At 64.1% G+C, this 25,629-nt stretch carries 31 protein-coding genes; 15 read left to right on the top strand and 16 right to left on the bottom strand.

Annotation, left to right across the window (positions count from 1 at the left end; translation table 11 throughout):
• Nucleotides 1-164: 164 nt before the first annotated feature.
• On the bottom strand, nt 165-575 hold the full coding sequence (locus ACIA76_RS14150) for a DUF5318 domain-containing protein (RefSeq protein ID WP_397152192.1): 411 nt from the start codon (nt 573-575) through the stop codon (nt 165-167).
• Between the two features lie 157 nt (nt 576-732).
• On the opposite strand from ACIA76_RS14150, the gene ACIA76_RS14145 reads away from it, so the two are divergent.
• Nucleotides 733-1,290, top strand: coding sequence for a PadR family transcriptional regulator (locus ACIA76_RS14145; protein WP_397152191.1), 558 nt, complete (start codon nt 733-735; stop codon nt 1,288-1,290).
• The gene (locus tag ACIA76_RS14140; RefSeq protein ID WP_397152190.1) at nt 1,283-2,383 is read left to right on the top strand and encodes an inositol-3-phosphate synthase; all 1,101 of its coding nucleotides are present in this window, start codon (nt 1,283-1,285) and stop codon (nt 2,381-2,383) included. The genes ACIA76_RS14145 and ACIA76_RS14140 overlap by 8 nt, the downstream gene beginning before the upstream one ends.
• Before the next feature lie 53 nt (nt 2,384-2,436).
• Here ACIA76_RS14140 and ACIA76_RS14135 read toward each other — a convergent pair whose 3' ends face one another.
• From ACIA76_RS14135 to ACIA76_RS14110, 6 genes are all read right to left on the bottom strand, one after another.
• Nucleotides 2,437-2,862, bottom strand: a complete 426-nt coding sequence (locus ACIA76_RS14135) for a GyrI-like domain-containing protein (protein WP_397152189.1) — start codon at nt 2,860-2,862, stop codon at nt 2,437-2,439.
• A 10-nt stretch (nt 2,863-2,872) separates the two neighbouring features.
• Complete coding sequence (locus tag ACIA76_RS14130) at nt 2,873-3,340, bottom strand: GyrI-like domain-containing protein (RefSeq protein WP_397152188.1); 468 nt, start codon at nt 3,338-3,340, stop codon at nt 2,873-2,875.
• Nucleotides 3,341-3,737: 397 nt separating this feature from the next.
• A complete protein-coding gene (locus ACIA76_RS14125) occupies nt 3,738-6,038 on the bottom strand; it encodes a transglycosylase domain-containing protein (protein ID WP_397152187.1) in 2,301 nt (766 codons plus the stop codon).
• A 69-nt stretch (nt 6,039-6,107) separates the two neighbouring features.
• Nucleotides 6,108-6,947, bottom strand: a complete 840-nt coding sequence (locus tag ACIA76_RS14120; RefSeq protein WP_397152186.1) for a carbohydrate ABC transporter permease — start codon at nt 6,945-6,947, stop codon at nt 6,108-6,110.
• A 5-nt stretch (nt 6,948-6,952) separates the two neighbouring features.
• On the bottom strand, nt 6,953-7,966 hold the full coding sequence (locus ACIA76_RS14115; protein ID WP_397152185.1) for a carbohydrate ABC transporter permease: 1,014 nt from the start codon (nt 7,964-7,966) through the stop codon (nt 6,953-6,955).
• 48 nt (nt 7,967-8,014) lie between these two features.
• On the bottom strand, nt 8,015-9,316 hold the full coding sequence (locus ACIA76_RS14110) for an ABC transporter substrate-binding protein (RefSeq protein WP_397152184.1): 1,302 nt from the start codon (nt 9,314-9,316) through the stop codon (nt 8,015-8,017).
• Between the two features lie 131 nt (nt 9,317-9,447).
• Between ACIA76_RS14110 and ACIA76_RS14105 the strand changes: the two genes are divergently transcribed.
• Both ACIA76_RS14105 and ACIA76_RS14100 read left to right on the top strand, forming a co-directional pair.
• Nucleotides 9,448-10,287 carry a DUF2786 domain-containing protein gene (locus tag ACIA76_RS14105; protein WP_397152183.1) on the top strand — a complete coding sequence of 280 codons (840 nt, stop codon included), beginning with the start codon at nt 9,448-9,450 and terminating at the stop codon, nt 10,285-10,287.
• Nucleotides 10,284-10,796, top strand: a complete 513-nt coding sequence (locus ACIA76_RS14100; RefSeq protein WP_397152182.1) for a TIGR04338 family metallohydrolase — start codon at nt 10,284-10,286, stop codon at nt 10,794-10,796. Before ACIA76_RS14105 ends, ACIA76_RS14100 begins: the two co-directional genes overlap by 4 nt.
• Nucleotides 10,797-10,927: 131 nt before the next feature.
• On the opposite strand, the gene ACIA76_RS14095 is transcribed toward ACIA76_RS14100, so the two are convergent.
• Together ACIA76_RS14095 and ACIA76_RS14090 are read right to left on the bottom strand one after the other, a co-directional pair.
• Entirely contained in the window at nt 10,928-11,935 is a 1,008-nt protein-coding gene (locus ACIA76_RS14095; protein WP_397152181.1) for an o-succinylbenzoate synthase, read from the bottom strand.
• A gap of 82 nt (nt 11,936-12,017) precedes the next feature.
• On the bottom strand, nt 12,018-13,187 hold the full coding sequence (locus tag ACIA76_RS14090; protein ID WP_397152180.1) for a thiolase family protein: 1,170 nt from the start codon (nt 13,185-13,187) through the stop codon (nt 12,018-12,020).
• Nucleotides 13,188-13,298: 111 nt separating this feature from the next.
• On the opposite strand from ACIA76_RS14090, the gene ACIA76_RS14085 reads away from it, so the two are divergent.
• On the top strand, nt 13,299-13,811 hold the full coding sequence (locus tag ACIA76_RS14085; RefSeq protein WP_397152179.1) for a winged helix-turn-helix transcriptional regulator: 513 nt from the start codon (nt 13,299-13,301) through the stop codon (nt 13,809-13,811).
• A 68-nt stretch (nt 13,812-13,879) separates the two neighbouring features.
• On the opposite strand, the gene ACIA76_RS14080 is transcribed toward ACIA76_RS14085, so the two are convergent.
• The 3 genes from ACIA76_RS14080 to ACIA76_RS14070 form a co-directional block, all read right to left on the bottom strand.
• Complete coding sequence (locus ACIA76_RS14080; RefSeq protein WP_397152178.1) at nt 13,880-14,965, bottom strand: ABC transporter ATP-binding protein; 1,086 nt, start codon at nt 14,963-14,965, stop codon at nt 13,880-13,882.
• Nucleotides 14,966-15,054: 89 nt separating this feature from the next.
• On the bottom strand, nt 15,055-16,251 hold the full coding sequence (locus ACIA76_RS14075; protein WP_397152569.1) for a tyrosine-type recombinase/integrase: 1,197 nt from the start codon (nt 16,249-16,251) through the stop codon (nt 15,055-15,057).
• A 9-nt stretch (nt 16,252-16,260) separates the two neighbouring features.
• Nucleotides 16,261-16,710 (bottom strand): helix-turn-helix domain-containing protein, encoded by a 450-nt coding sequence (locus ACIA76_RS14070; RefSeq protein WP_397152177.1) that lies wholly within the window; start codon nt 16,708-16,710, stop codon nt 16,261-16,263.
• A gap of 271 nt (nt 16,711-16,981) precedes the next feature.
• On the opposite strand from ACIA76_RS14070, the gene ACIA76_RS14065 reads away from it, so the two are divergent.
• The 6 genes from ACIA76_RS14065 to ACIA76_RS14040 all read left to right on the top strand — a co-directional run bounded on the left by ACIA76_RS14065 (nt 16,982) and on the right by ACIA76_RS14040 (nt 21,215).
• On the top strand, nt 16,982-17,164 hold the full coding sequence (locus ACIA76_RS14065) for a helix-turn-helix domain-containing protein (protein ID WP_397152176.1): 183 nt from the start codon (nt 16,982-16,984) through the stop codon (nt 17,162-17,164).
• On the top strand, nt 17,161-17,295 hold the full coding sequence (locus tag ACIA76_RS14060) for a hypothetical protein (RefSeq protein WP_397152175.1): 135 nt from the start codon (nt 17,161-17,163) through the stop codon (nt 17,293-17,295). The genes ACIA76_RS14065 and ACIA76_RS14060 overlap by 4 nt, the downstream gene beginning before the upstream one ends.
• Before the next feature lie 119 nt (nt 17,296-17,414).
• Nucleotides 17,415-19,061 (top strand): phage/plasmid primase, P4 family, encoded by a 1,647-nt coding sequence (locus ACIA76_RS14055; protein ID WP_397152174.1) that lies wholly within the window; start codon nt 17,415-17,417, stop codon nt 19,059-19,061.
• An 88-nt stretch (nt 19,062-19,149) separates the two neighbouring features.
• The gene (locus ACIA76_RS14050; RefSeq protein ID WP_397152173.1) at nt 19,150-19,434 is read left to right on the top strand and encodes a hypothetical protein; all 285 of its coding nucleotides are present in this window, start codon (nt 19,150-19,152) and stop codon (nt 19,432-19,434) included.
• A gap of 101 nt (nt 19,435-19,535) precedes the next feature.
• Entirely contained in the window at nt 19,536-19,706 is a 171-nt protein-coding gene (locus ACIA76_RS14045; RefSeq protein ID WP_397152172.1) for a helix-turn-helix domain-containing protein, read from the top strand.
• 639 nt (nt 19,707-20,345) lie between these two features.
• Complete coding sequence (locus tag ACIA76_RS14040; RefSeq protein ID WP_397152171.1) at nt 20,346-21,215, top strand: hypothetical protein; 870 nt, start codon at nt 20,346-20,348, stop codon at nt 21,213-21,215.
• Between the two features lie 178 nt (nt 21,216-21,393).
• Here ACIA76_RS14040 and ACIA76_RS14035 read toward each other — a convergent pair whose 3' ends face one another.
• Entirely contained in the window at nt 21,394-21,771 is a 378-nt protein-coding gene (locus ACIA76_RS14035) for a hypothetical protein (protein ID WP_397152170.1), read from the bottom strand.
• A gap of 124 nt (nt 21,772-21,895) precedes the next feature.
• Between ACIA76_RS14035 and ACIA76_RS14030 the strand changes: the two genes are divergently transcribed.
• Nucleotides 21,896-22,207 carry a hypothetical protein gene (locus ACIA76_RS14030; protein WP_397152169.1) on the top strand — a complete coding sequence of 104 codons (312 nt, stop codon included), beginning with the start codon at nt 21,896-21,898 and terminating at the stop codon, nt 22,205-22,207.
• A 10-nt stretch (nt 22,208-22,217) separates the two neighbouring features.
• Nucleotides 22,218-22,475: a hypothetical protein gene (locus ACIA76_RS14025; RefSeq protein WP_397152168.1), complete on the top strand. Its 258-nt coding sequence runs from the start codon at nt 22,218-22,220 to the stop codon at nt 22,473-22,475.
• Nucleotides 22,476-22,530: 55 nt separating this feature from the next.
• Here the strand turns inward: ACIA76_RS14025 and ACIA76_RS14020 are convergent, their stop codons facing one another.
• From ACIA76_RS14020 to ACIA76_RS14010, 3 genes are read right to left on the bottom strand one after another with little or no spacing between them, the layout of a single operon-like run.
• Complete coding sequence (locus ACIA76_RS14020) at nt 22,531-23,385, bottom strand: helix-turn-helix domain-containing protein (RefSeq protein ID WP_397152167.1); 855 nt, start codon at nt 23,383-23,385, stop codon at nt 22,531-22,533.
• 1 nt (nt 23,386) lies between these two features.
• Complete coding sequence (locus ACIA76_RS14015) at nt 23,387-23,917, bottom strand: DUF6879 family protein (protein ID WP_397152166.1); 531 nt, start codon at nt 23,915-23,917, stop codon at nt 23,387-23,389.
• A 4-nt stretch (nt 23,918-23,921) separates the two neighbouring features.
• Nucleotides 23,922-24,308 carry a hypothetical protein gene (locus ACIA76_RS14010; RefSeq protein WP_397152165.1) on the bottom strand — a complete coding sequence of 129 codons (387 nt, stop codon included), beginning with the start codon at nt 24,306-24,308 and terminating at the stop codon, nt 23,922-23,924.
• 318 nt (nt 24,309-24,626) lie between these two features.
• Between ACIA76_RS14010 and ACIA76_RS14005 the strand changes: the two genes are divergently transcribed.
• Entirely contained in the window at nt 24,627-24,809 is a 183-nt protein-coding gene (locus ACIA76_RS14005) for a hypothetical protein (RefSeq protein ID WP_397152164.1), read from the top strand.
• A 2-nt stretch (nt 24,810-24,811) separates the two neighbouring features.
• Nucleotides 24,812-24,958 (top strand): hypothetical protein, encoded by a 147-nt coding sequence (locus ACIA76_RS14000; RefSeq protein ID WP_397152163.1) that lies wholly within the window; start codon nt 24,812-24,814, stop codon nt 24,956-24,958.
• Nucleotides 24,959-25,629: the final 671 nt, after the last annotated feature.

The raw sequence follows: 25,629 nt of genomic DNA, 5'->3' as shown, positions 1-25,629 counted from the left end.
CGGCCCCGGTTGCGAGCCGCGCGGTCGGCGGTCGCCGTTCGGTCCATCGTCGTAGGGCGAAGTCACAGCCTGGATCTCCATAACTCGAAACGGTCCGGGTCGCGGTCCTGCGACCGCGCGGGCATGGGTACATCGGTGCTACCCATGTCAGCGGGCAGGGCCCGTCATTCGGCGGCGGTCCGGCGGGTGCCGGTGCGGCGCCGCGACGGCGTCGGGGCGTGACCCAACACGTAGGACTGCACCAGATGATTCCAGCTGCAGGTACGGCACACCTCTACCACGTGCACCGTGAACTCCTCGCGGGACTCTGCCAGCCGGATCAGCTCCTCGGGCGTGCGGGCCGAGCCCGCCATCTGCCCCAGCCCCTCGCCGTAGACCCACGATACGAGGGTGAGCTGCTCCTTCCGGCAGATAGGGCAGGTGACCTCGCTCCCGCGCCCATGAAACTTGGCCGCCCGCAGCAGATACGGATTCGCGTCGCATACTTCCGCGACATCCACCCGGCCCGCATACACGTCGGCCAGCAGCGACCGGCGCCGAAGCGCATAGTCCACTACCTGCCGCTGAATTCGCACGACACCCAGAGTAGCGGCCACCCCCGACCACCGCTGTGGCGTCTTCGAGCTCGCGGGGCGATGTGGTGCATGACCTATCGCACACTATATCGGTCCGATATAGTGTGAAATCGTATCCACGGTTAGATTTGCAGAACACAGTCAGGAGGTGTGGCCCGTGCTCGAGCTGGCGATTCTCGGGCTGCTCCTGGAATCTCCGATGCACGGTTACGAGCTGCGCAAGCGGCTGACGGGCCTGCTCGGACCATTCCGGGCCTTCTCTTACGGGTCGTTGTATCCGACCCTGCGGCGCATGCAGGCCGACGGCCTGATCGCCGAGGAGAGCCCCTTGGGAGCGGTCACGCGGCGCGCACGGCGGGTCTACCAACTGACCGAGACCGGGCGGGTGCGGTTCAGCGAACTGCTCGCCGACACCGGTCCGCAGAACTACACCGACGACGGCTTCGGCGTACATCTCGCCTTCTTCAGTCGCACTCCCGCCGAGGCGCGGATGCGGATTCTCGAGGGCAGGCGGCGGCAGGTCGAGGAGCGCCGAGAAGGACTGCGGGAGGCGATCAAACGGGCCAGCGGGACCCTCGATCGCTACACCCGCCAGCTCCACCAGCTCGGTCTGGAATCCAGCGAGCGCGAAGTGCGCTGGCTCAACGAGTTGATTGCAGCGGAGCAATCACTGAAGGCGGCACCACAGAAAGAGGGAAATATCGGCCATGAGTGATGTCAACACGGCTGAAAACGCCACCGAGATTCGCGTGGCCATCGTGGGTGTGGGTAACTGCGCCTCTTCGCTGGTCCAGGGTGTGCAGTACTACAAGGACGCGGACGCGAATGTGACCGTGCCCGGTCTCATGCACGTCAACTTCGGTCGCTACCACGTCCGCGATGTGAAGTTCGTCGCCGCGTTCGACGTCGACGCCAAGAAGGTCGGATTCGACCTGTCGGATGCGATCTTCGCCAGCGAGAACAACACCATCAAGATCGCCGACGTGCCGCCGAGCGGGGTCAGCGTGCAGCGCGGCCCGACGCTGGACGGTATCGGCAAGTACTACGCGGAGACCATCGAGCTCTCCGATGCCGAGGCGGTCGACGTTGTTCGGACGCTGAAGGACGCGAAGGTCGACGTCATGGTGTCCTACCTGCCGGTGGGCTCGGAGGAGGCCGACAAGTTCTACGCCCAGTGCGCGATCGATGCGGGCGTGGCCTTCGTCAACGCACTGCCGGTGTTCATCGCCTCGGATCCCGTATGGGCCAAGAAGTTCGCCGATGCCGGCGTCCCGATCGTCGGCGACGACATCAAGAGCCAGGTCGGCGCGACCATCACCCACCGCGTGATGGCCAAGCTGTTCGAGGACCGCGGCGTGCAGCTGGATCGCACCATGCAGCTGAACGTCGGTGGCAATATGGACTTCAAGAACATGCTCGAGCGTGAGCGGCTGGAGTCGAAGAAGATCTCCAAGACCCAGGCCGTCACCAGCAACCTCAAGAAGGAGCTGGGCGCGGGCGATGTGCACATCGGCCCGTCCGACCACGTCGGCTGGCTCGACGACCGCAAGTGGGCCTATGTGCGCCTCGAGGGTCGCGCGTTCGGTGATGTGCCGCTGAACCTGGAGTACAAGCTCGAGGTGTGGGATTCGCCGAACTCGGCCGGCATCATCATCGATGCCATCCGCGCGGCCAAGATCGCCCAGGACCGCGGCCTGGGCGGCCCGATCCTGCCGGCCTCGGCCTATCTGATGAAGTCCCCGCCCAAGCAGCTCGCCGACGACGTCGCGCGCACGCAGCTCGAGGAGTTCATCATCGGGGCGGAGTAGCCTCGATCGAAAAGGGCGGGCCCGCAATCACTTTCGCGGGTCCGCCCTTTTCGTCAATCCAGGGAGACGTACACCTCGACCGATGTCGGCCCGGTGTAGCGCTCGATCTCCGCGGCATGCGATCGGGTGATCGTGCCCGCGTTCTCCGCCTTGGCGACCTTGGCCCAGGCCGTGCGCAGCAGATCGTAGGGCTTATCGGAGACGACGAACTTGGCGTACCGGCCCGCCGGGATGCGGGTGAGCACATCGCCGGTGTCGAGGTCGTCCAGTGAGCCCAGCTCATACCCCAGCACCGCGACGGCGTGATCGTTCTGGCCGATATAGGCCGCCACGCGGGGCACGGTCTTCTCCCGGGCCAGATAGCGATCCCAGGTGAAGTTCACCAGATCCAGGTCACGCGCGGTGACCTCACGTCCGGCCAGCGGCACGGTCAGCCCGCCGACGAAGCTGCCCTCCAGGGTGATGATTTCGAAATCCACTGTGCATCCCCTACCTGTCGCCCTCGGCCGCGCTCTCGTCCTTCAGCGCGACGAACACCTCGACCGTGTCCCTGTCCGGATAGTGCTCGAAATCGCCTGTGTAGGCCCGGATCAGGGCACCGGCCGCCTCGAGATCCCAGACCGCACGCCAGATGGACACGATGATGTCGCCCAGGTTGTCACCGCTGCGGATGAATCGTGCGAAGCGGCCCGCCGGCACGCGGGCCAGCACATCGCCGGGCAGCAGATCGTCCAGGCTGTCCAGGCGATAGCCGACGATATGGGTCAGATACGACCCGATCTCCGGCGCGTGATCGACGAACGCGCTCGCCGGCGGTCCCGGCAGGCTGCGCGCCAGATTGTGTTTCCAGGCCTCCTCCACCTTCAACCGGCGCGGCCCCTCGACCGCCAGCGCCGGGCTGCGTAGCACCGTCCCTGCCACCAGGGTCTCGTGGCGCTCAACGACATTGAAATCCACCGGTGTCGCCCCTATGTCTCGTGCTGTGTGATGTCTCGCGCGGCTCTCGTCGGCGCGCCACACCACTCTGCTCTCAGCCGTGCCCGAACCCTGCCCGCCGCTCGCGTCTGCGCCCAGCGTAACCGCACCCTTCGCTGGTCCTTCTCTGCGAACATCCTCCCGCATCCTGCCACTGTCGTCGCCTACCGGCCCGCACGAACATCTCCGGGGCCGACCCCCGCCACCTACCGTTCCCGAATCCGGCCACCCGCGCGGCTGGGCCTTGTGGGCCACGATCGCCGCGGGTCGGATGCACCGAGTACCTCACCTTCGTTCCACCCTATCGGCGTGTCTCGGGTAACGGTCAGGGAACGCCGATTCGCTTGGTCACAACGACGCCGTCGGCCCAACCGAGTCGTCAGCCCGGGACGGGGATGCTCAGGCCCGGGAAGATCTCGATCTGTTTGGGCGGGGGCGGCGGCGGGGGAACCGGCATCGGCATCGGCGCCGGATTCGGTGGCGGGGCGAGCACATCGAACGGGCCCTGACCGGATCGGCTCGTCGGCGGCGGTGCCACGCCGAACGGTCCGACACCGACTCCGCCGGACTCCTGCTGTTGTTGCTGCCCGGAGTCCGGGAACTGTTCGACCGGTGTGCCCGCCAGCGCACCGTCCATGGTCCGCTTCCAGATATCGGCGGGCAGGCCCGAACCGTAGATGGCCGCGCCGCGCGCGGTGTGGATCGGCTGGGGCTGTTCGGTGCCGATCCACACGGCCGTCGACAGCGCGGGGGTGAAGCCGATCATCCAGGCGTCCTTGTCGGCGCCGGTCTCGCCGAGCTGGGTGGTTCCGGTCTTGGCCGCCGACGGTCGCCCGGCCAGCGCATGCCCGTTCGAATAGGCCGCGATCGGCAGCATCGCCCGGGCGGTGGTGTCGGCGATACCGCGCGGAATCCGTTGTTCGGACGGGCGCTGGTCGGGCACGCCGCGATCCAGTAGCACGCGGCCGTCCCCGGTGACCACGCGCTGCACGAAGTACGGCTGGTGATAGACGCCGGAGTCGGCGATGGTCGCATAGGCCGAGGCCATATCGATCGGCCGAACGGAGTACACCCCCAACACGATCGACGGTTGCGACGATCCGTCGCCCTCGGTCAGGGTGTGGCCCGGCACGCCCGGGATCTGATCCGGGATACCGGCCTGATGGGCGGCGTTCGCGATCGACTGCGCGCCGACGCCCTGGGCGAGGCGGTAGAAGCTGGTATTCAGCGAGCGCTTGAAAGCCTCGGCGAGCGAACAGGTTCCGCAGGATTCGCCCTCCACGTTGGTCACCTTCACCCCGTTCACCGTGACCGGGGAGCTGTCGAGCTGATACGACAAGGTGATGCCCTGCTGCAGGGCCGCGAGCACCGCGAAGGTCTTGAACGCCGAACCGGTCTGCAGCGGTGCCTGCGCGAAATCGAAGCCGACCCCGTCCTCGCCGCCGTAGTAGGCGCGCACCGCACCCGAGCGCGGGTCGATCGACACCACGGCGCTGCGCAATTCGGGCGGCTGACCCGACAGCGTGCCGTGCACCGCGTCCACCGCCGCCTGCTGGGCGCGCGGGTCGATGGTGGTGACGATGTTCAGCGCCCCGGTGTCGATATCGCGTTCGCTGATCCCGGAGGCCCGCAATTCGCGCAACACCTGGGTGCGGATCAGGCCGGTCGGGCTGCGCGCGGAACCGTCGGTCGACACGACAACCGGTGCGATGACCGGGAATTCGATCGTCGCGCGCCGATCGGGCGCCAGCGTGCCCATCGACACCATGCCGTCGAGCACGTAGTTCCACCGTGCCTTCAGCTGTTCCAGATGGGTCTCCGGATCCAGGATCGACGGTGTGCGCACCACCGCGGCCAGTACCGCGCTCTCGGCGAGCGTCAGCTGCGGCACCGGCTTGTCGAAATACGCCCGGGCCGCCGCCGCGATGCCGTACGCGCCGCGGCCGTAGTAGATGGTGTTGAGGTAGGCGGCGAGGATGTCGTCCTTACTCCACTGCTGCGCCATCTTCGCCGAGATGATCAGCTCCCGCATCTTGCGCGAGAGCGTGCGCTCGGAGCTGAGGAAGGCGTTCTTGACGTACTGCTGGGTGATGGTCGAGCCGCCGCCCGCATCCTCGCGCCCGATCAGATTGTCGCGGGCCGCGCGCAGGAACGCCTCGGTGGAGAAGCCCGGATTGCGGTAGAAGTCGCGATCCTCGGCCGAGATGATGGCATCGCGCATCCATTGCGGCACGTCCGACAGCGGTACCGGGGTCCGATTGCCCTCCGGCGGAACGATTGTGGCGAGTTCGGTGGTGCCATCCGAGGCGGTGATCGTGGCGACCTGCTCGGTCTGCACGGATGCCGGATCGGGGATGTCGGCGCTCCAATACGCCAGCACCACCAGCAGCGACGGTATCGCGACGAAGATCAGGAACAGTGCCAATACCAGGCGTCGGATCCGCTGGCCGCGGGTGCGGGGCGGACGGGGCTGAGGCCCTTCGGGATCGGTCGGCCGCTCGCGTCGGCGCGGCCGTCCCCCCTTCGCACGCTCGCGCCGTGCGGTGACCGAAGGCAGTTCGTTCCACCCGGCAACGGAGGCATAGGGCACCTCAGGACGCTCGCGTCCCTTGCGGAACAAGCCCACCGCAACCTCCCGGAGCTTCGGCGAAACCACACGAGCAAGATCGAACTGCCGCATCGAAGGGATCCGAAACCAGATTACGGCGGATCGACCCCGGGTCCGACATGCCGCGACCGGGAGAGTTCGCTAACTCTTCACGCCACCAGCGGTGAGGCCGGAGATGATGCGGCGCTGGAACAGCAGCACCATGATCACCAGCGGAATGGTCACGATCGTGCCCGCCGCCATGATGGCCCCGTACGGCGGCACCAGCGGATCGTTACCGGAGAACCGCGCGATGGCGACGGTCACCGGTTCGGTGGCGTCGGCCGACAGCAGCCGCGACAGCAGGTACTCGTTGACCGCGGCGATGAATGCCAGGATGGCCGTGGTGAATACGGCCGGGGCGGCCAGCGGCAGCATCACCAGCCGGAACGCCTGGAACCGGCTGGCGCCATCGATGCGGGCCGCCTCCTCGAGTTCCCATGGCAGTTCGGAGAAGAACGAGGCCAGCGTGTATACCGTCATCGGCAGCGCGAAGGAGATATTGGGCACGATCATCGCCTGGTAGTGCCCGATCCAGCCGATATCGGTGAACAGCTGGAACAGCGGGGTCACCAGCACCACCACGGGGAACATCGAGGCGCTCAGGATCAGCCCGGCCACGATCCGCTTGCCGCGGAACTCGATTCGCGCCAGCGTATAGGCCGCCATCATGCCGATCACCAGGGCGATCACGGTGGTGGCCGCGCCGATGATGATGCTGTTGGTCACCGCCCGCCCGAAGTTGTTACCGCGCGTGGTGTCGAAGGCGTTCTGGAAGTTCGCCAGGGTGAGATGCGTCGGCCACGGCGTGGTGTCGAAGGTGTAGTCCGGATCGCGGAAGGCGGTGACGGCCATCCAATAGAACGGGCCCAGTCCCCACACCAGGATGATCAGTGCGCCGAGATACACCCGAGCCGAGCCGAGTCGTTTGGTCCATGGCATCGCTGTCAGTGTGCCTTCCGCTGTTCTTCCTGGGTCGCGACGGCGTTGGCGCCCAGCACCTTCACCAGCACGAAGGCCACCGCGAAGATCATCAGGAAGGTGATGACGGAGAGTGCCGAGGCACTGTTGGAGCCCTGCCGCACCTGGTCGACGACGAGAATCGAAATGGTCCGGGTGTTCGGATTGCCCTGCGTCATGATCGCGGGCAGGTCGTAGAGCCGCAGCGCGTCCATCGTGCGGAACAGCACCGCCACCAGCAGCGCGGGCCGCAGCAGCGGCAGCGTGATGTGGGTGAACCGCTGCCACGCCGAGGCGCCGTCCATGCGGGCCGCCTCGTACACATCACCCGGAATGACCTGCAGCCCAGCCAGAATCAGCAGCGCCATGAACGGCGTGGTCTTCCAGACGTCGGCGACCACCACAGCGACCCGCGACCAGGTCGGATCGGTCTGCCACAGGATATGCGTGCCCAGTATGTGGTTGACCACCCCGTCGTACTGGAACATGAACTCCCACAACCGCGCCGTCACCGCGGTCGGAATGGCCCACGGGATCAGCACCGCGGCGCGCAGCACCGCGCGGCCGCGGAAGGTCTTGCCCATGATCTGGGCCATGCCGAGCCCGATCGAGGCCTCCAGCGTGACCGTGACGACCGTGAACAGCAGCGTGACCGCGATCGCCCCCCAGAACTGGGAGCCGAGATTGCCGGTCGGACAGGATTCCATGCTGCCGTCGGGCAGCTGACACTGCTGCAGCAGCCAGTGGGTGTAGTTGCTGAAGCCCGCGCCGCCGCCCTCGACGAACATGCCGGTGGCCTCGTCGATCCCGGCGTCCTTCTGGAACGACATCCACACCGCCCGCACCACCGGATATCCGATGACGACGGCCAGGGACAGCAGGACGGGGGCGACGAACAACCAGGCGCGCCCCGGACCGGGCAGGACACCCCGCACTCCGCCGCCGCGCGGGCGCGGGGCGGGGGGCGGCGCGAGGTCGATCGCTCCCGAAGGATCCGACACGTTCAAACTCTCCTACGGGGCTGACTCGACAGGGGGCGATACCGTCCGTCAGGCGCCGGCGGCCTCGATGCCCTTCTTCATGCCGGTGACCGCGTCGTCGACCGACTTGCTACCGGTCAGGGCAGCATAGGCGTTGTCCTGGATGGCCCTCGACACGGCGTTGTAGTACGGGGTCACCGGGCGCGGCACGGCGCTGGCGATCGAATCCTTGAGCGCGGGCAGGTACGGGAACTTCGCGATCAGGGCCGGATCGTCGTAGAGCGAGGCGCGCACGGGCGGGAACGCGCCCTCGGCGACGATGCGCTGGGCATCCTCACCGATCAGGTAGCGCAGGAAGTCCAGCGCGGTGGCCTTGTGCTTGGAGTAGGTGCTGATGCCCGCGTTGTAGCCACCGAGCGTGGACGCGCCGATGCCGTCCTTACCGGGCAGCGGTGCGACGGCCGTATCACCCTTCACCGCGGACGAATCCGCGTTCGCGACGCCGAAGAAGTTCGGCCAGGTGCGCAGGAACAGCAGCTTGCCCTGGGCGAAGGCGTTCTGGCTCTCCGGCTCCTTGTAGGAGATGGCCTCCTTGGGGATGTCGCCGTTCTTGTAGGCGTCGACGAGTACCTGCAGACCGGCGCGCGACTGTGGGCTGTCCACGGTCGGGGTCTTACCGTCCGGGCCGACGAAGGTGCCGCCGAAGGCGTTGATCACCTCGGCGGAGTTCACCGTCAGACCCTCATAGGGCGCGAATTGCCCGGCGTAGCAACCGATGCCCTTCTCCTTGGCGACAGTGCAGTCGCTGATCAGCTCCGACCAGGTCTTGGGCGGGTTGGGCACCAGATCCTTGCGGTAGTACAGCAGGCCGCCGTTGGTGTTGCGCGGCGCGGCGTAGAGGACGCCCTTGTAGGTGGCGCTGGCTACGGTCGGCGAGAGCAGGGTCGAGGTGTCGATGGTGAAGGAGTCCTTCAGCGGCTGAATCCAGCCCTTGGCGGCGAATTCGGCCGTCCACGGCACGTCCAGCGCCATCACGTCGTAGTCGGACTGCTTGGCCTTCAGATGCTGGGCCAGGTCGTCGTACTGCTGCGAGGCGTCGTTGGACTGCTCCTTGAAGGTGACCTTCTCATCGGGGTGCGCGGCGTTCCACCGATCGATGAGCTGTTTCACCACACCGGTTTCGGTGGTGTCCTTGCCCTCCACATACGTGATCGGGCCGCGGCCGCCGAGGTTTTCGGTGGTGGGGTTGTTGCCGCCACTACTCGAGCATGCGCTCGTGAAGGTCGCGGTCAGCAGCGCGGCCGCGGCGGCAGCCAACGCGGCACGGGACACGAGGGACGAGCGTCGTGACGACACCGTGTTCAAAGCCATTGATACTCCAGGGTCGAAAACCGAGTACAGCCGCCTTGGGGCGTGAGCGCCAGCACACTCAGCCGGTTGCACAAGGCAAGATACATTGTTCCCGCCGGATTGTGTCGTTCGGTTCTCGTATCCTGGTGCGGATGTCGACCCAGCTGACCCCGGACAAACTGCTCACCCGCATCGGTGGGCTGCTGCGCCAGGCCGAGTCGACCGACAACGAACACGAGGCCGAGGCGTTTCTGGCTGCCGCGCAACGGCTCGCGACACGTTCGTCGATCGACCTCACGATGGCGCGCGCCCATGTGGCCGGGCGCGAGCGCCGGCCCACGCCGGTGCAGCGGATCATCCCGATCGGCGAGGCCGGTAAGCGCGGGCTGCGCACCTATGTGCAGCTGTTCGTGGCGATCGCGGCCGCCAACGATGTGCGCTGCGATGTGGCCCGCTCGTCCACGCAGGTGTACGCCTACGGCTTCGATACCGATATCGACACCTGTGCGGCGCTCTACACCAGCCTGCTGGTGCAGATGGTGCGTGCGTCGGATCACTACATCAAGTCCGGCGGATACCGCTCGGCGACGGTGGAGAAGGTCGTCGTCGAAAGCCGCTGGGGCCGAAAGGTTCAGCGGCGCATACAGGCACCTGTCGCAGCTGTGACGGCACGATTGAATTTCCAGATGGCCTTCGCCGCACGGATCGGCAAGCGCCTGGCCGAGGTCAAGGCGGATGTGGAGGCCGAGGCGAAGGCCGAACCCGCGGCCGCGACGAGCATGGCGGTAGCCCTGCGCGATAAGGACATCGAACTGCACGACTTCTACCGCAGCACCTCCGAGGCGCGCGGGACGTGGCGGGGGCCGCAGGAGTCGGCGAGCTATTCGCCCGCGGCGCGGCGCGCGGGGGACCGCGCGGGCCGCGCCGCGCGCCTGGGCAACGCACCCGAACTCGGCGCCGCCCGTGGGCAGTTGGGCTTCGGCCGGGAATGAGCCCGCGCGATACGCAGCGGGCCAGGGTCTACGACGCCGAGGGCCTGGTGCGGCGCATCTTCGACCGCGCCGACGAGAGCGGTGTGCGCACCGTCGAACTGCACGGCTCCCAGATCACGCTGCCGATCGAGCGGCGTTTCGCCTCGGTGGAATCGGTGCAGAACTACGCCGATCGCGTGCTGGCCCTGAATTGGGTTCGCGCCCGCTGGGACCGCGCCACGGCGCCGCTCACCGTCCGATCGCGCGCGGGCGCCGCCGCCGCCCACTACGAATCCGAACGCGCCGTGCTGGCCGTACCCCTGCACACCCGCGGAACGGCCTGGGCCCTGCGCGAATTGGTCATCCTCCACGAACTGGCCCACCACCTGGAACCCCACCCCACCGATCTCGCCCCGCACGGCCCCGAATTCTGCACCCGTTACCTCGATCTCGTCGACGGCGTCATCGGCCCCGAGGCCGCCCTCGTCCTGCGCACCACCCTGCTCGGCTGCGGCGTCCGATGTGGCTGATTCCCGCGCACTTTCGGGTGCGAAGTACGAGAAAGAGTGCGGCTGTGCTGCCGATCTCGCATGGCCGGACTTCGTCGCCGATATCGAACCGCGGTGGTCGGGCGGCGACGCCGCGGGCGTGGACCGAATACTCAGACTATCGAGCGCACCCGATCCAGACGCTCGCGCCACCACCGCTCGCGTTCGGGGTCGGGGTGGCGGAAGCGGGACAGGAGTTCGGGATCCGGCCGCGGGGGCGCGGCGGGGACCGGGAGGTAGCCGTCGACCGGAAGCAGGGATTCGGTGACCACATCGCCGTCGAAGAGGTTCACAGTGCCCAGGCCGCAGGCGAATTCGAGGGTCGGGAGCGCGGCGGCGAGGGCGATCTGGGCGCTGAGGCCGATGCTGGTCTCCAGGGCGGAGGAGACGACGCAGGGCAGGCCCGCGGCCTCGGCGACCCGCAGCGCGCGGCGGACGCCGCCGAGGGGGGTGCATTTGAGGACGGCGATATCGGCGGCCCCGGCGACGGCGACACGCAGGGGATCCTCGGCGCGGCGGATGGATTCGTCGGCGGCGATGCGGACGTCGACGCGGCGGCGGACCGCGGCCAGCTCCTCGATCGTGCGGCATGGCTGTTCGACATACTCCAAACCGCCTGCGGCACGGTCGATTCGGGTAATGTTGCGCACCGCGGTATCCACATCCCAGACGGCATTGGCATCCACCCGGATCGCCCCGTCCGGGCCCAGCGCGTCCCGGACCGCGGCCACCCGCTCCAGATCCCCGGACAGGGAATCCGGATGATCGGCGACCTTGACCTTGGCCGTGCGGCACCCGGATCCCGCGACGATGGCGTGGGCACGGTCGGGATCCACCACCGGCACCGTGCAGTTGACCGGTATCCGGTCGCGCACCGGCGTCGGCCACCCCACGGTGACCTGCTCGATCGCGGTGGCCAGCCAGCCCGCGGCCTCCCGATCGTCGTATTCGGGGAACGGGCAGAACTCCCCCCAGCCCAGCGGCCCCTCGATCAGCACACCCTCACGCACCGTGATCCCCCGGAAACGCGTGCGCATCGGTATCGCGTAGACGACGGCGGCTTCCCACTTCGGCTGGTCGCTCACCCCGGGGAGCCTATCCACCCGCCTGGATACGGGCATCTCGGCACCGACGGCACGGCCCCCGGTCGGTTGGCGCCGTGGCGTTGGGAGCGGGTCGGTGCGGGGCACCGGCCCGGCCGACTCACAACCGTTCGTAGATCGTGGCGTTCGCCAAACCGCCTGCCTCGCACATGGTCTGCAGGCCGTAGCGGGCGCCGCGCTCCTGCATGGCGTGCACGAGGGTGGTGGCCAGGCGGGCGCCCGATGCGCCGAGCGGGTGGCCCAATGCGATGGCGCCGCCGTTGACGTTGACCCGCGACAGGTCGGCGCCGGTGTCCTTCTGCCAGGCCAGCACCACCGAGGCGAAGGCCTCGTTGATCTCGATCAGATCCATATCGGCCAGCTGGAGTCCGGCGCGCTGCAGCACCTTTCGGGTGGCCGGGATGACCGCCGTCAGCATCAGCAGCGGATCGTCGCCGGCGACGGCGAAGCTGTGCAGCCGGGCCAGCGGCTTCAGGCCGAGCTGCCGGGCCTTCTCGCCGGTCATGATCAGCAGCGCGGCGCTGCCGTCGTTGATCTGGCTCGAGTTGGCGGCGGTGATGTTCCAGCCGATCTCCGGGAAGCGGGCGGTGTATCCCTCGCTGTAGAACGCCGGGCGCATACCCGCCAGGGTCTCCAGCGTGCTGCCGACGCGAATGCCCTCGTCGGTGGCGAGTCCGGCCAGGGGCGCGAGCTGGGCCTCGAACGAGCCGTTCTTCGTTGCGGTCGCGGCCTTCTCGTGGCTGGCGAGGGAGAACTCGTCCATGGCCGTGCGGCCGATGCCCCAGCGCGCGGAGATCAGCTCGGCGCTGATGCCCTGCGGGACAAGATCATCCGGGTACCGCTCCCGGAACGCCACACCCTCGAGATCGGTGGCGCCGATCAGGTTGGAGCCCATCGGGAGTCGGCTCATCGACTCCAGTCCGGCGGCCACCACGACGTCGTAGGCGCCCGCGATCACGCCCTGCGCCGCGAAGTGGACGGCCTGCTGGCTGCTGCCGCACTGCCGATCGACCGTGGTGGCGGGCACCGATTCCGGATAGCCCGCGGCCAGCGCCGCCCGGCGGGTCACATTCGCGGCCTGCTCGCCGACCTGGGTGACCACGCCGCCGATCACGTCGTCGATCAGCGCCGGATCGATGCCGCTGCGCCCCACCACCTCGCGCAGGCTGTGTGCGAGCAGATCCACCGGATGCACGTCGTGCAGCGCGCCCGTCGGCTTGCCCTTGCCGATGGGTGTGCGTACGGCCTCGACGATCACTGCGTCTCTCATGGCGATGTCCTTCCGATCCCGCGACGATGCAGTATCCAACTCTGTCGCTCTATAGCCAGGTTAGACAGCTGGCAATAGTTGCCACAAGTCAGAGGCGGTATGATGAGCGTCATGTCCGCTGTACTGGAAGGTCCGCTGCGGGATCTGAACGCGTGGAAGCCGGACGAATGCTCGATCGCCAAGGCGCTCGACGTCGTCGGCACCCGCTCGGCCCTGCTGATCCTGCGCGAGGCCATCTACGGCACCACTCGCTTCGACGGCTTCGCCGCCCGGGTGGGCATCACCGATGCCGCCGCGGCCGCCGCCCTGCGCAAACTCACCGTGGCCGGCCTCCTGCGCAAACAGCCCTATCAGGAAGAGGGCAAGCGCACCCGCCACGAATACGCCCTCACCGATATGGGCCGCGACCTCCTCCCGGTGGTCCTGGCCCTGTGGCAGTGGGGCGACAAGTACCTCCAAGACGGCGTCCCCCCGCTCGAACGAGTAGAGGACTCCACCGGCGCCCCGATCCAGGTCGAAATCCGCAGCGCCGCAGGAAACGAGGTCTCCCTGGAGAGCCTGCGCATCCGCAGGAACGAGAACTGGCAGCGCAAGTCCTCAGCCGAAAGCGCCTCGGAGACTTAAGGTTCCGAGGCGCGTAGCGCCCCCAGTCCCCGCACCGTCCGCCCAGCGGGCGGTGCGGGGCTTTCGAATCAGTTGAGGCGCTTGCCGCTGGTCGGTTCGAAGAAGTAGAAATGCTCGGCGGTCGAGATCAGGGTGAGCTTTTCACCCTTGGTCGGGGGCTTGCGCCAGTCGGCGCGGGCGACGATGGTTTCGCCTGTGCCGGAACCGTTCTCGCCGAGGCTGCGGCCGTAGATGTAGGCGTCGGAGCCGAGTTCCTCGACCACGTCGACCTCCATCGCGATGCCCGCGCCGGATTCGCCGAGTTCGAAATGCTCGGGGCGGATGCCGACGACGATCGAACCGTTGCTGGCATCGGAGACCGTGCGGGGCACCGGCACCTCATGTCCGCCGAGGGTGACCGAACCATTCGACAGCGGCAGCGTGAACAGGTTCATCGCCGGGGAGCCCATGAATCCCGCCACGAACAGATTCGCCGGATCGCGATACAGATCCCGCGGGGCGGCACATTGTTGCAGCAGACCGTCTTTCAGCACCGCGACCCGATCGCCCATGGTCATCGCCTCGACCTGGTCGTGGGTCACGTACACCGTGGTGGTGCCGAGCCGGCGCTGCAACTGGGCGATCTGGGTGCGGGTCTGCACGCGCAGTTTGGCGTCGAGATTGGACAGCGGCTCGTCCATCAGGAACACCTGCGGCTGGCGCACGATCGCCCGGCCCATCGCCACGCGCTGGCGCTGACCGCCGGACAGCGCCTTGGGCTTACGGTCCAGATACTGCTCGAGATCCAGCAGTTTGGCCGCCTCGCGGACGCGCTGATCCTTCTCGGCCTTGGGCACCTTGGCCATCTTCAGCGCGAAGCCCATATTCTCGGCCACGGACATATGCGGGTAGAGCGCGTAGTTCTGGAACACCATCGCGATATCGCGCTGTTTGGGTTCGGCGTGCGTGACGTCGTTGTCGCCGATCAGGATTCGCCCGCCGTCGACATCCTCGAGCCCGGCGAGCATGCGCAGCGAGGTGGATTTGCCGCAGCCGGATGGGCCGACCAGAACCAGGAATTCGCCGTCGGCGATCTCCAGATTCAGCTCGTCCACAGCGGGTTTGGTGGCGCCCGGATACAGCCGGGTCGCGCGGTCGAAGGTGACCGTAGCCATCAGAAATCATCCCTTCACCGGCAGGAACGTGCCGGACGATCCGAGTAGAGGGTGGGTATTGCAGATAACTCGCAGGTCAGATGCCTGAATCAGGCGGCCATGTCGCTCTTGTCGGTCTCCGTGACAACGATTTGACAAGGTTTCCCGGAACCGTACTTGTCGTGAATAGCGGCGGCGACCCTGTCGAGGTCATCGTCGAACAAGTCGGCGTAGATGTTCAACGTCATCGAGGCATCCTTGTGTCCAAGCATCCGTGCGAGTGCCATCACATTAGCCCCAGCAGCGACCGCAAGCGAGGCGCATGTGTGCCGAAGGTCGTGCGGAGTGACCTCTTGGACTTTGGCGCGCTTCACGGCTGAGACGAACCACCCGTTATAGGAGTGGGGACGAGACAAGTACTCGGTCGAGTCGTTGGGGTCCGGGAACACGAGTGCATCGAGGCGCTTCCCCTTCACTCTCTTCTTCAGCTCCCGAAGCACGAACTTCGGTACCGGGACCTCGCGGACGGTTCGGCTCTTGGTCGCTCCCTCGTAGTGCTTGGAACCCAGCTGTACGGCGTTGTCGGCGACGGTGAGCCGTGCCCGAATGAAGTCGATGTCTCGGACGCGTAGCGCGATGGCCTCACCCCAACGACATCCGCAGTAGGCGAGCACGAGCACGAGGAGTCGGTGTTGCCCTGATTCCTCGGCGAGACGGGCCACGTCCTCGGCGGTGAGGTAGATGTGGCGCTTGCGGGTCTTCTTGGGCAGGTTCTCGGCTCCGCGAACGAGATTCACGTTCAGGCGCTTGCTTTTCACGGCCATGTCCACGATGCCAGCGAGGACACCGTAGGCCCGCAGGATGAGGTCTGTTCCGTCGCCCGGTTTGTTCCCCAGTTCTTTCTGCTTCACGGCGCGTTCCTGGGCTGCCAGCTGCATGTCGGTGATCCATGCCTCCACGCCCTCCTTGGTGATGTCGGAGAGTCGGACGTGTCCCCAGCGGGTCTTGACGTGGTTACGCCAGGAGCTTTCGACCTGCTTGTAGGTGGATACGGCAAGGCTCGCCTTCTTGGCCTTCAGGAAGTCCGGGGCGAGTTCCGCCACCGTTACGCGGCCGAGGGCGGGGGCGACATATTCGCCGGTCATCTTCTTGACTTCGACCGAATTGGCGAAGGCGTTGGCCTCGCCCTTGCGGAGGAATCCGCGCTTACTGGTCGGCTTCCCGTCCGGCTTGTTGTAGGCGACCAGGTAGCGTTTTCCTTTGTCTCCCTTGATCTTCGGATCTGGCTTCACCTGGTATTCGTGCACTGACGCCACTTACTCGTTCTCCTCGGATAGCTGCTCGGTCAGCAACGGCATGATGACTTTGCGGAGCGCTTCAGCCCTCCGGCGCGGTGTCAGCGCCCGATACATCGGAATCACCACGTCGGCGAACATCTGTACGGGGTCCGGCTGACCCTCTTCTGGTGCCATCCGGGCATGTTCCTCGTGGTGTTTGCGGATGCCTCTCGTCAGTGCGAGCAGGGTTGAGGTTTGAGGTGTGCCCCCGGCGGCTTCCATGTGCTTGATCGCGCGTAGTGCTACGCCGGACAGTTCTGCCAGCCGGGCCTGTGTGAGCTTCGGCGTAGCGGCCTTTCGGTCCCGTCTGATCTTGTCGGCGAGAGTACGACGATCGGCCAGGTCGAGCCGCTCTCCGCGATCCAGCTGGTACAGCAGCCAGTCCATCTCGACGCTGCTCTCGCGACCTTCGCCGCTTCCTTCATCCATCCCGATCCACTCCTCTCATTCTTGGGGCATAAACATAACACATCGTGCACCTCACGAGGTGTGTGGTTTCAGTGCTTCCTCGGCCCACCTGCTGCTATGTTATCAACGTTGATGCACGAACACCGACAGTCATGCACCTTTGTTGGGGACGAGGTCTCTGGCGGGGGTGGGCTCAGTCCTGAGCCTTGGCGGTCGGGAGGAACGCCGATCGACTGGAATTGAACTGTGCGCCAACGTTTTTCATCGCGACAAGAAGGAGCGGAGGTCTTCCATGACCCCACCAATGAGCCCGGCCGACGCAGCGGCCGTAGCCGGATATCACGTAAATCACATCTATGCCGCACTACTGTCCGGCGAACTGAAGGGCTATCAGCGTCGTGCGCCGAAAGGCCGTTGGCACATCTTCCCTGAAGACCTGGACCGCTGGCTGCGCGGAGAAGCGGTGGCAGCGTGAGCGTCCTCGACCTCGCAGGCGTCCCCATCGAGATGGGCGAAATCGACGCGCGGGCAATCACTTCCAAGATCCTCGCGTCGGCGTGCGAGCTGACGGAACTGCATGTGATGGATCCCAGCGTCGCCAAATAAGCAAGCGTCGAGAGCCTGAGATCCAATCTCTGAAACACGCTGGGGCGCAAATGGTTTAAGCCAGCACAGGCTGGCTCTATGTCCAAAAACTGCTGCGGCGATTCGCTCGGAAGGAATACATGAACACACATCCCGAAGCCGGGCGTCAGCTAACGGCTGACGAGCAATGGTCCGACTCGCACGTCTCCGAGCTGTTCGCCGATCAGATCCGCGACACCCACTATCACGCTGAAGGGCTGGGCTGGATGCGCTGGAACGGAAAGATCTGGCAGCGTGTCAGCCGGGACGAAATCATCGAAAGGTCCCGTACGTTCGCGCTCGAACTACAGCGGCAAACCACCGAGACCGGCGACCCGTACCAGATCAACATGTGTGCGCGGCGACTCAAAGCCTCATCGGTGCGGGCAGTGGTCGATCTCGCCAAGGGGCAGCTACTCGCCGATGCCGCCGATTTCGATGCCCGCCCGGATCTGCTGAACGTCGGCAACGGAGTGGTGAACCTACGCACCGGGAAGCTGCGGCCACACGACCCGAAGTACATGTTCACGAAGATCACGGCCGTCAACTACATGCCTGATGCTATCCATTCCGATTGGGGCACAGCACTTTCAGCGTTAACCGAAGAAGTCGCCGACTGGATGCAAGTCCGGTTCGGGCAGGCGATCACCGGGCATTCGACCCCGGACGATCTGCTACCGGTATGCCAGGGGGGCGGCGCGAACGGCAAGTCGACCGTCGTCTCGGCGATCCTGCGCGCGGCAGGCGATCACGCTGTCGCCGTGCACGATCGAGTACTGATGGGCAACCCGAACGATCATCCGACCGAGCTGATGGTGTTGCGGGGTGCTCGACTGGCCATCGTGGAAGAAACCCCCGAGGGTGGTCACCTCAACGTCAAGCGGCTCAAAGACACACTCGGCACCGATCGGATGACGGCGCGCTATATCAGCGCGAACCCAGTTTCGTGGGAATGCACGCACTCGCTGTTCCTCACCACGAATCACCCGCCGCGTATCACCGAGACCGATCACGGCACCTGGCGGCGGTTGGCACTGGTGCGATTCCCCTTCACCTACCGCAAGCCCGGCGAACCGCTATCGGGCGACATGGACCGCCACGGCGACCCGAGGCTACGAGACCGGCTGAAAACCGGCCAGGCACAGCAGGAGGCGGTACTGGCATGGCTGATCGAGGGTGCCCGCCGCTGGTATGAGGCCGACCAAGTTCTACCGCCGACCCCAGCGAGCGTGGTGGACGACACCAAGGTGTGGCGCGGCAAGTCCGACCAGATCCTGTCCTACTTCGCCGAACGTCTCGCGGCCGATGCCGGGGCGTATGTGATCTCGAGTGAGCTGCACGCCGATTTCGTGGCGTGGCAGACGGCGGCGGCGGTGCGTCTGGTGTGGGACTCCAAGACATTCTCGGGAAAGTTCGCCGAGTGTGACGAGGTGCAGCGGCATGGGATCACCTACAAGCAGTTCCGGCCTGCCGGTAAGCCGCTGCGGGCGTCTCGGCCGGGTGGCGGCTGCGATACCGAGGCAGTGAAGGTACGCGGCTGGATCGGAGTCCGGTTCCAACCCGAGGAAGACGACGAGGAGAAAGCTGAAACGGCTGTGACCTGCACTGTCCCGAGCGTCCCGCCTGTAGATGGAGATTTCTCCACTACGCGGACTTCAGAACCGCCATATGGATCTGGGACAAGCGGGACAGATCTCCTCGAAGGTCACTGGGCCGACCACCTGGCCGACCAAGAAAACGCGGCGTAGCGCCTGAGGTGTCTGCTGATCGCAGACGGGGCGGACGATTACCGGTTCCAACCCACCGCCTCGCCAAATACACCGTTAAGGACTTCTGATGCAATGGTTGAACAGCTGGGAAGCCAAGAGGCTTACCGGTAAGGACCTGCGGACCCTTTATCGCTGGAAGGAGCGTGGGTGGGTTACCAGCGGTAAGCGTGGCACTGAGCGGATGTGGGAGAAGCAATCGGTGCTGCATGCATTGGCGCTGTCCAAACAGAAGCACGGCGGCAAACGTAACGCCTATGGCGGGGGGAGGCTTGCCGATTGGGGCAGCGATCGTAAGAGGGAGTCTGAATTGCTGCCACTATTCGATCTGACCTCAACTGGCAATGACGATTGATACCTTTGTTACGAGCAGGTCAAGAGACCTCTAATAGAACTTAAGAACACGAAGCCGTCACCCCAACAGGTGGCGGCTTTTTCTATGCCCGAGGAGGGGAAATGCTTCAGAACCACATCACCGTCACCGAGGCGGCAAAACGGCTCTCGGTCTCCCGTCAAACCGTCCACCGCTACATAGACCAAGGACTCTTGCCCGCACAACGGGTAGGTACCCGAGACCTGCGCATCGACCCCGCGCACCTCGCAAACCTGATTACCGAGGTCAGCTGAATGAACGACCACCAGGCATACGGCATCAACCAGTGGGAGATCGAAGACCATCGTGAGGACGCATATGCCAACGGATACCAGCAGCTCTGCGAAGCCGCAGGGTACAGAGCCCGCATTCATCGCACCTCACCCCAAACACTATTACAGCCGCAGCTACGGCACCGGCTACGCCCCCGGAGAGGAACACGACAGGTGAACCGCAACAAGGGCAAACGGCAATGAAGAGGTCACCCCGCGAACGTTGGGATTGCCGACTGTCCCGCCTATCCGCACGATGGCAATGCAATATTGCCGTCACTGCTCCCGATGAGAAACATATCTATTGGTTCGGCGAAAACGATGCTCGCGACTTTTGCGCTGTTGCTTTAGACGTAATCGAGGCCGGCCGCGGGGGCAAGGAAACCCATTGGGCAGCGACCTATATTAACGATCGCTACCGGATGGAATTCAAATCCGGCAGCAGGTGCATTGCCTTCGCTATACCGAAACCGGACCTAATGCATCTCGTCACTGAAATAGCCGATCTGCTACCGCCACGCAAGGCGTAGTAGAGCAGCCGAAGCTATCCAGGCTATCCAGCCGAACGTCAACGAACCTGTCGCCGATCGGCGACATCCAGCAGAGAAGAAAGAACACCTAATGACCAACACTGTGAGTATTCCCCTTGAAGCCGCGAACCTCCTGCCCGACGTCTATGCGTCCGGCTGGGCAGGATCAATGAGCCAGCCGGACCCTGCACGAGCCATCATCGAGCACGTACACGAATTTGGGCTATCCATCGACAAGCCCACCATCGACGCCCTGAACGCCTTCAAGAAGACGCACGACAGGTACGCGAAGCTCGTCGCCGATTTCGAGCCCTTCGAGCTCACCGAATCGGATCTGTTCGGCAAGAACTCCGCCGCACGACTCACCGACCTCGCTGCACGCCAGATCGCGCACCCCGCCGCACAAGAGTTCGCAGACCAGGCAATCGGCCAAGCCGCCGACACCGTCCGCTCTGCCGTCCGCGCCAATGCTGGCAAATGGCTTGCCGCCCTCTCCGATCTCTTTGCCAGCGAACACGAATACCTGTACCTCGTGGACGATGACGCTATCGACTCCAAGGCTGAGGTTCGCGACCGTGAAGCACGCCGGGAGTCCATTGCCTCGCTGTATGAAGCACTCCGCAAATACCTTGGACTCGACGCGCTCGGAGCCTCCCGATATATCAATGGCGTGTTCATCGAACGATACGAACTGACACCGGAACAGCTGCGGCAGATGAAGGAACCGACAGTGCACAACGTGATCGAGCTGGAGCGGGCCCTTGCCGAACTCGTTGCCAATGTTGGAGGCGGAAAGCCACGCCTGTACGTTGGATCGCTTTCTGAGTTCGAAGGTGAGGTTAGAGAGCTCAACGACGGGGTTAAGGCTTTGGATAGGGCAGGATTGCGGCCTACATCTGCCGAGATGGTTGCAAAGCAGATGGGCCATTACTTTGAGATGGGCGAGGTCGGGAGCTCCTGACACGCCAGCCGATAGCCATCGCTGATCGGGCCATCACCCCCTCCCTCCCCTTTTACTGGCCTCCCCTCAGGCATACGGGCCTAATCTATCTCAGGTAGGGGGAGGGGGGTACAAGATTGCCCCGATGGCCGTAACGGTCCGTCTGGCGAATCGACGGACCGTTACGAAGTGCTGATCACTACTCAGGCGTGGCAGAGCTCGGCGTTATGGTCCCCTTTACGGTGAGATCAGTCGCTGAAGCCCGGCCTTTGATGATTGCAGATACTTCGCTGGCGTTGAGTTGCTGCATTCGGGCGGCCCCAGATGCGACTGCTGCGACCGCTGTAGGGCCGGTGACCAGCAAGGCGTAAGCGCGGGCCAGTTCTTCGAGCGCTGTGGACGCTTGGCCCGCTTGGTTGTCCGCGAGGTAGTCGGCTTCCCGGCCGATGGCCCCCAACAGCTTCTCGCGGGCGACGGTAGCGGTGGGGTCCTGCACCGCCTGAATTGCAGTGGCCGGAATCTGTTGTATGCCTGCATCTTCGGCGGCGACTTCGGGTGTGGCTTGCTCGTCAGACATGGCACTGCCTCCATCTAGTCAGCCCGGTGCCGACCGCTACAGATCGTCCCATGGCGAAGCCCGCCACGTCACCAGATCGGTTGCGCCCCAAGGTGATGCAACGCAGAAAGGAGGGTGACCCTCTATGAACCACGCAGAGCCAGGAAACCGCCTCGCTGAAGTAGCGAAGCTGGGCAATGAGCTGGAGACGCTGAAGGTTCTCCGCGATGAGATGGCGTTGAGGTTCCCTGAACTGTCTCCCGGCGTCATCCCCCAGTTTTCGAAGATGTTCATGGATTTGAACGCTCGCATTGCCGAGCTTGCACCACCTAAGCGGGAGGCGTCCGACATTGACGACCTCCGCGACGAAATCGAGGCCCTTACCGGCTACGTTGAAGAAGACGACGAAGAAGACAATGACGGCATTGATTCTATGCTGCGCCGTATACATAGTTAGGACGAAGAAGATGACGGATTTTATGCGGCAGGCCATTGCCGACAAGGACGGCGCGAAGGCCGATATGTACGCGCGACTGTTCGGCTTCGAGACATCAGCCGAGAGGCAAGTGCGAGAGGCCAACACGCTTCGGGAAGCTACCGCGAGCTATGAGCGGATTCAGCAGGCGAAGCGGGATCATGAAGCCCGCAATACGCCCGAAGCCCGTGCAGCAAAAGAGGCTGAGGAGATCGTACGCAACACGCACCGGAACGCCCGTTGGACTTAGACGGCTAGTCAGCGCCCCGCCTATGCTTCGGCATGGGTGGGGCGCTATTCGTCGTTTAGGAACCCTCCGGTTCTTGTAGTCCATCGAGCGCTTTGCGAATCAGATTACTGGCAGCCCGCCCGTGCACGGCTGACTGCTGAAGAAGGCCAAACGCCTTGATGTGCACTGCTACCTCTCGCGGCTGGGTAATGTCTAATCCCGACGAAATGCCCTCCGTCTGGACCCGTTCCTCATCAAATATCCAGAAACTTCCTTGAGCAAGGCAATGCCGGTCCGCTCCGGCGGGGATGATTCCGAGACTCACTCTAGGTAGGGACATTACTGCGAGCAGGCGATCTAGTTGCCCAAGCATCACATTGACTCCGCCAACATGTGTACGCAGGGTTTGCTCTTCCAGTACGAATGAAAAGCGCCGATTTCCAGTGTAGAGAATCCGCTGCCGCTCCATGCGCGCTTCTACTGCTTCGTCTATGTTGCTCGATAAGTCGAGGAAGTTATTCCAGAACTCCAGGATTGCTGTTGCGTATTCGGCCGTATGAAAGAGGCCAGGAAGAAAGGTATTCTCGTAGCCTCTAAATAGTTTGGTCCGCTCATACAGAGGAACCGATGAGCTTTGCGTCCTCTTAAGTCCTGCTCGCAAGTGGCGTTGCCATTCGATATACATGGATTCTATGGCACGTGCCGTCGCGATCAGGTCCATTACCTGGTCCTGAGCATTGCAGGATCGACACCAGGCGGTTATGTCTTCGGCACTGGGGGTTTGAGTTCCGTGTTCAATTTTGCTTACTTTAGTGAAATGCCAGTTATGTGAAGCAGCAAGAGCCCGCCCCGTCAATTTCGCTTCGATGCGAATATCTCGGAGGCGGGCTCCTAGGGCTGCACGAGCCTGCTTGACCGGTGAAGTGGACAAGTTACGTAGGCTTGTACTCGTTGTGCGGAATGGCGCGCTTCCACGCTTCCTCGAAAGCAGATTCACAATTGCTGACAGTGGCCGGATCGGTTGTTACCTCATGGCCCAGCACGTGCCCATCGCCGGAGAAGTGAGTAAATGCGACTGTTTCACGGTCGAACATCCAGAAATCATTACCTGGCAGCAGAATAGTGGATGCCTTACGCCGTGGAAGCCAGCGAACATCCTCACCAGCCTTCACCAGCTCTGCTGCGTCCAACCATTCAAATCGGATATAGTCCGTAACTGGCTCTGAAACAATACGCAACCTGCGTAAAGTTTTGCCAGCCTCGGTATTACGCCGCATCAGATCAAACCACGGACGCCACCACTCCGCCTCCGAATCCGGGTCCAGTGGTTCGCCGCGCAGCCACGTAGTGAACCGATCCCTTTCTATGTTCGTGGCATAGATGTCACGCATTTCCAAGTGAACGGCTTCATGCCTGAACGTCGAAAGGAACCGATCCCGCTCGTCTTCGGAAATTGATTCCAACGAACTACCCTCCGACCAGAACTGAGACGGCCGATCGCGACACATGGATACAGGTCTCGTGATCGGGAATACTCATCTGACTCAACACACCGGCGTCGGTGACTCTACGGCCTTGGATGATGTAGTTGCCGTTTTCCTTGACGTGAACAATCGGAGGCACAAGATTTCGCATCGTAGTATCCAGGCCATCCAATGAGAGATGCTCCAAAAGTGCCGCAGGTACCTCCACAATCGTCTCATCGTTGGGAACTGCAAGCTGAGCAAGGATGGCTTCGTCGTTGACGATCCATCCCTGAATTACATAGGAATCCTGGTCGGTTGCGTACAGGGTGGGCGAGTTGGTAGGTGTCGAATTCTTGCCGAGAAACCTTAACTGCATGGTCTTATCCACTTGCCTTCTCCATCAGACGGAGTTGCCAAAGGTTGCACGAACATGACCCAGGATCGACGTATCCGAGCAACACGTCAAGAGGTTGACTACAGGGGCACTGCTGTGGCACACCTCGGCTGTACTGCGCGGGCTGAAGCATCACTCACGCGACTCAGATCCCATGACTTGAAGCAACATTGAGCAACTTCCTTCCAGTGCCGACGGGCCTACCCATAGCGTCGGATACGGGGCTTGGGGCTGGTCGAGCCCGCCCGGCGAGTCGACGGACCGGGACTCCCGCCCTGAGCTGATCTACCAACGACGCGACTAGGGGTTGAGATGAGCGAGCGCGCAAAGGTGTTCGAGTTCGACGGTGGAAGGTTCGAGACGTACACCGACGCAGACGACGACACCGACGACTTCCCGGCCGGGGTGTATCTGGAGATCTACCCCCGTGGCACCGCCAGGGCCGTACTGACCGAGGGGCAGGACGACGACCAGGCCGACACGAAGGTTTCCTGATCATGTTCGACTGGCACATCGGATTATTAGTCGTGATCGGCATCCCGCTGGGGGTATTCCTGGCCCTGGTGGTGCCGTGGCCGCGACGGATTCCCAAACACAGGTCCGTGCAAGCGATCCGGGAACGGGTCGAGCGTGAGGCTGATTAGAGGTTCTGCGATTCATGGGCGCGCCGATGCTCGCGGCCCGCCTTGCCATCCGGCCATCGTGAGGAACGGTGAGCCGGTGACACGACGCGACAACGTTGACCGACACCGACACCCCCGGCCTTTCGGATACGTTCGCGCTCCGGGGGTGTCCCGTACTCCCAGTGCCCCAATGGAACTCGAATAAGATGGCCGAAGGCGTTCACAACCCGCATGTATCACGGGCGTCTGCATCCGTGTCCGACCATGACCGCTGATCGAGCCTCGGCTGACCACCGGCCCCACGTGATGCAGACGGGTACTGGGTAGATGCGGGTGGCTCGAACACCACACCCGCAGCGACTACCTGGAAGCGGTCGAGAAGTTCGAATATCTGAAAGCTGAAGAGCCACAGGGACAATCGGGCAGTCAGTAGACGGAGACAGCCGGGCAACGCGAGTGCAGAACGGAGAAGACCCCCAACCCCGAATGTGGGGGCTGAGGGTCCTACTTGCCGACAAGATTCCAACAAAGAACCCCGCACATTGGGGGTGGATGACCTGAGATCAGAGTGGTTCGGCTTCTGCTCTGATCTGCGTGTTTGACATATTCTCCCTGGTCGTGCTAGCGCTCCGATAATGGTGCCGGACGATCCGAGTAGAGGGTGGTGCGGCCGGTGGCCACGGCTCGAATAC

Origin of the sequence: Nocardia sp. NPDC051570, from assembly GCF_044454005.1 — a bacterium.
Taxonomy (GTDB): Bacteria; Actinomycetota; Actinomycetes; order Mycobacteriales; family Mycobacteriaceae; genus Nocardia.
Note: the sequence above shows the minus strand (reverse complement) of the source record. Positions and strands in the feature narration are given on the sequence as shown.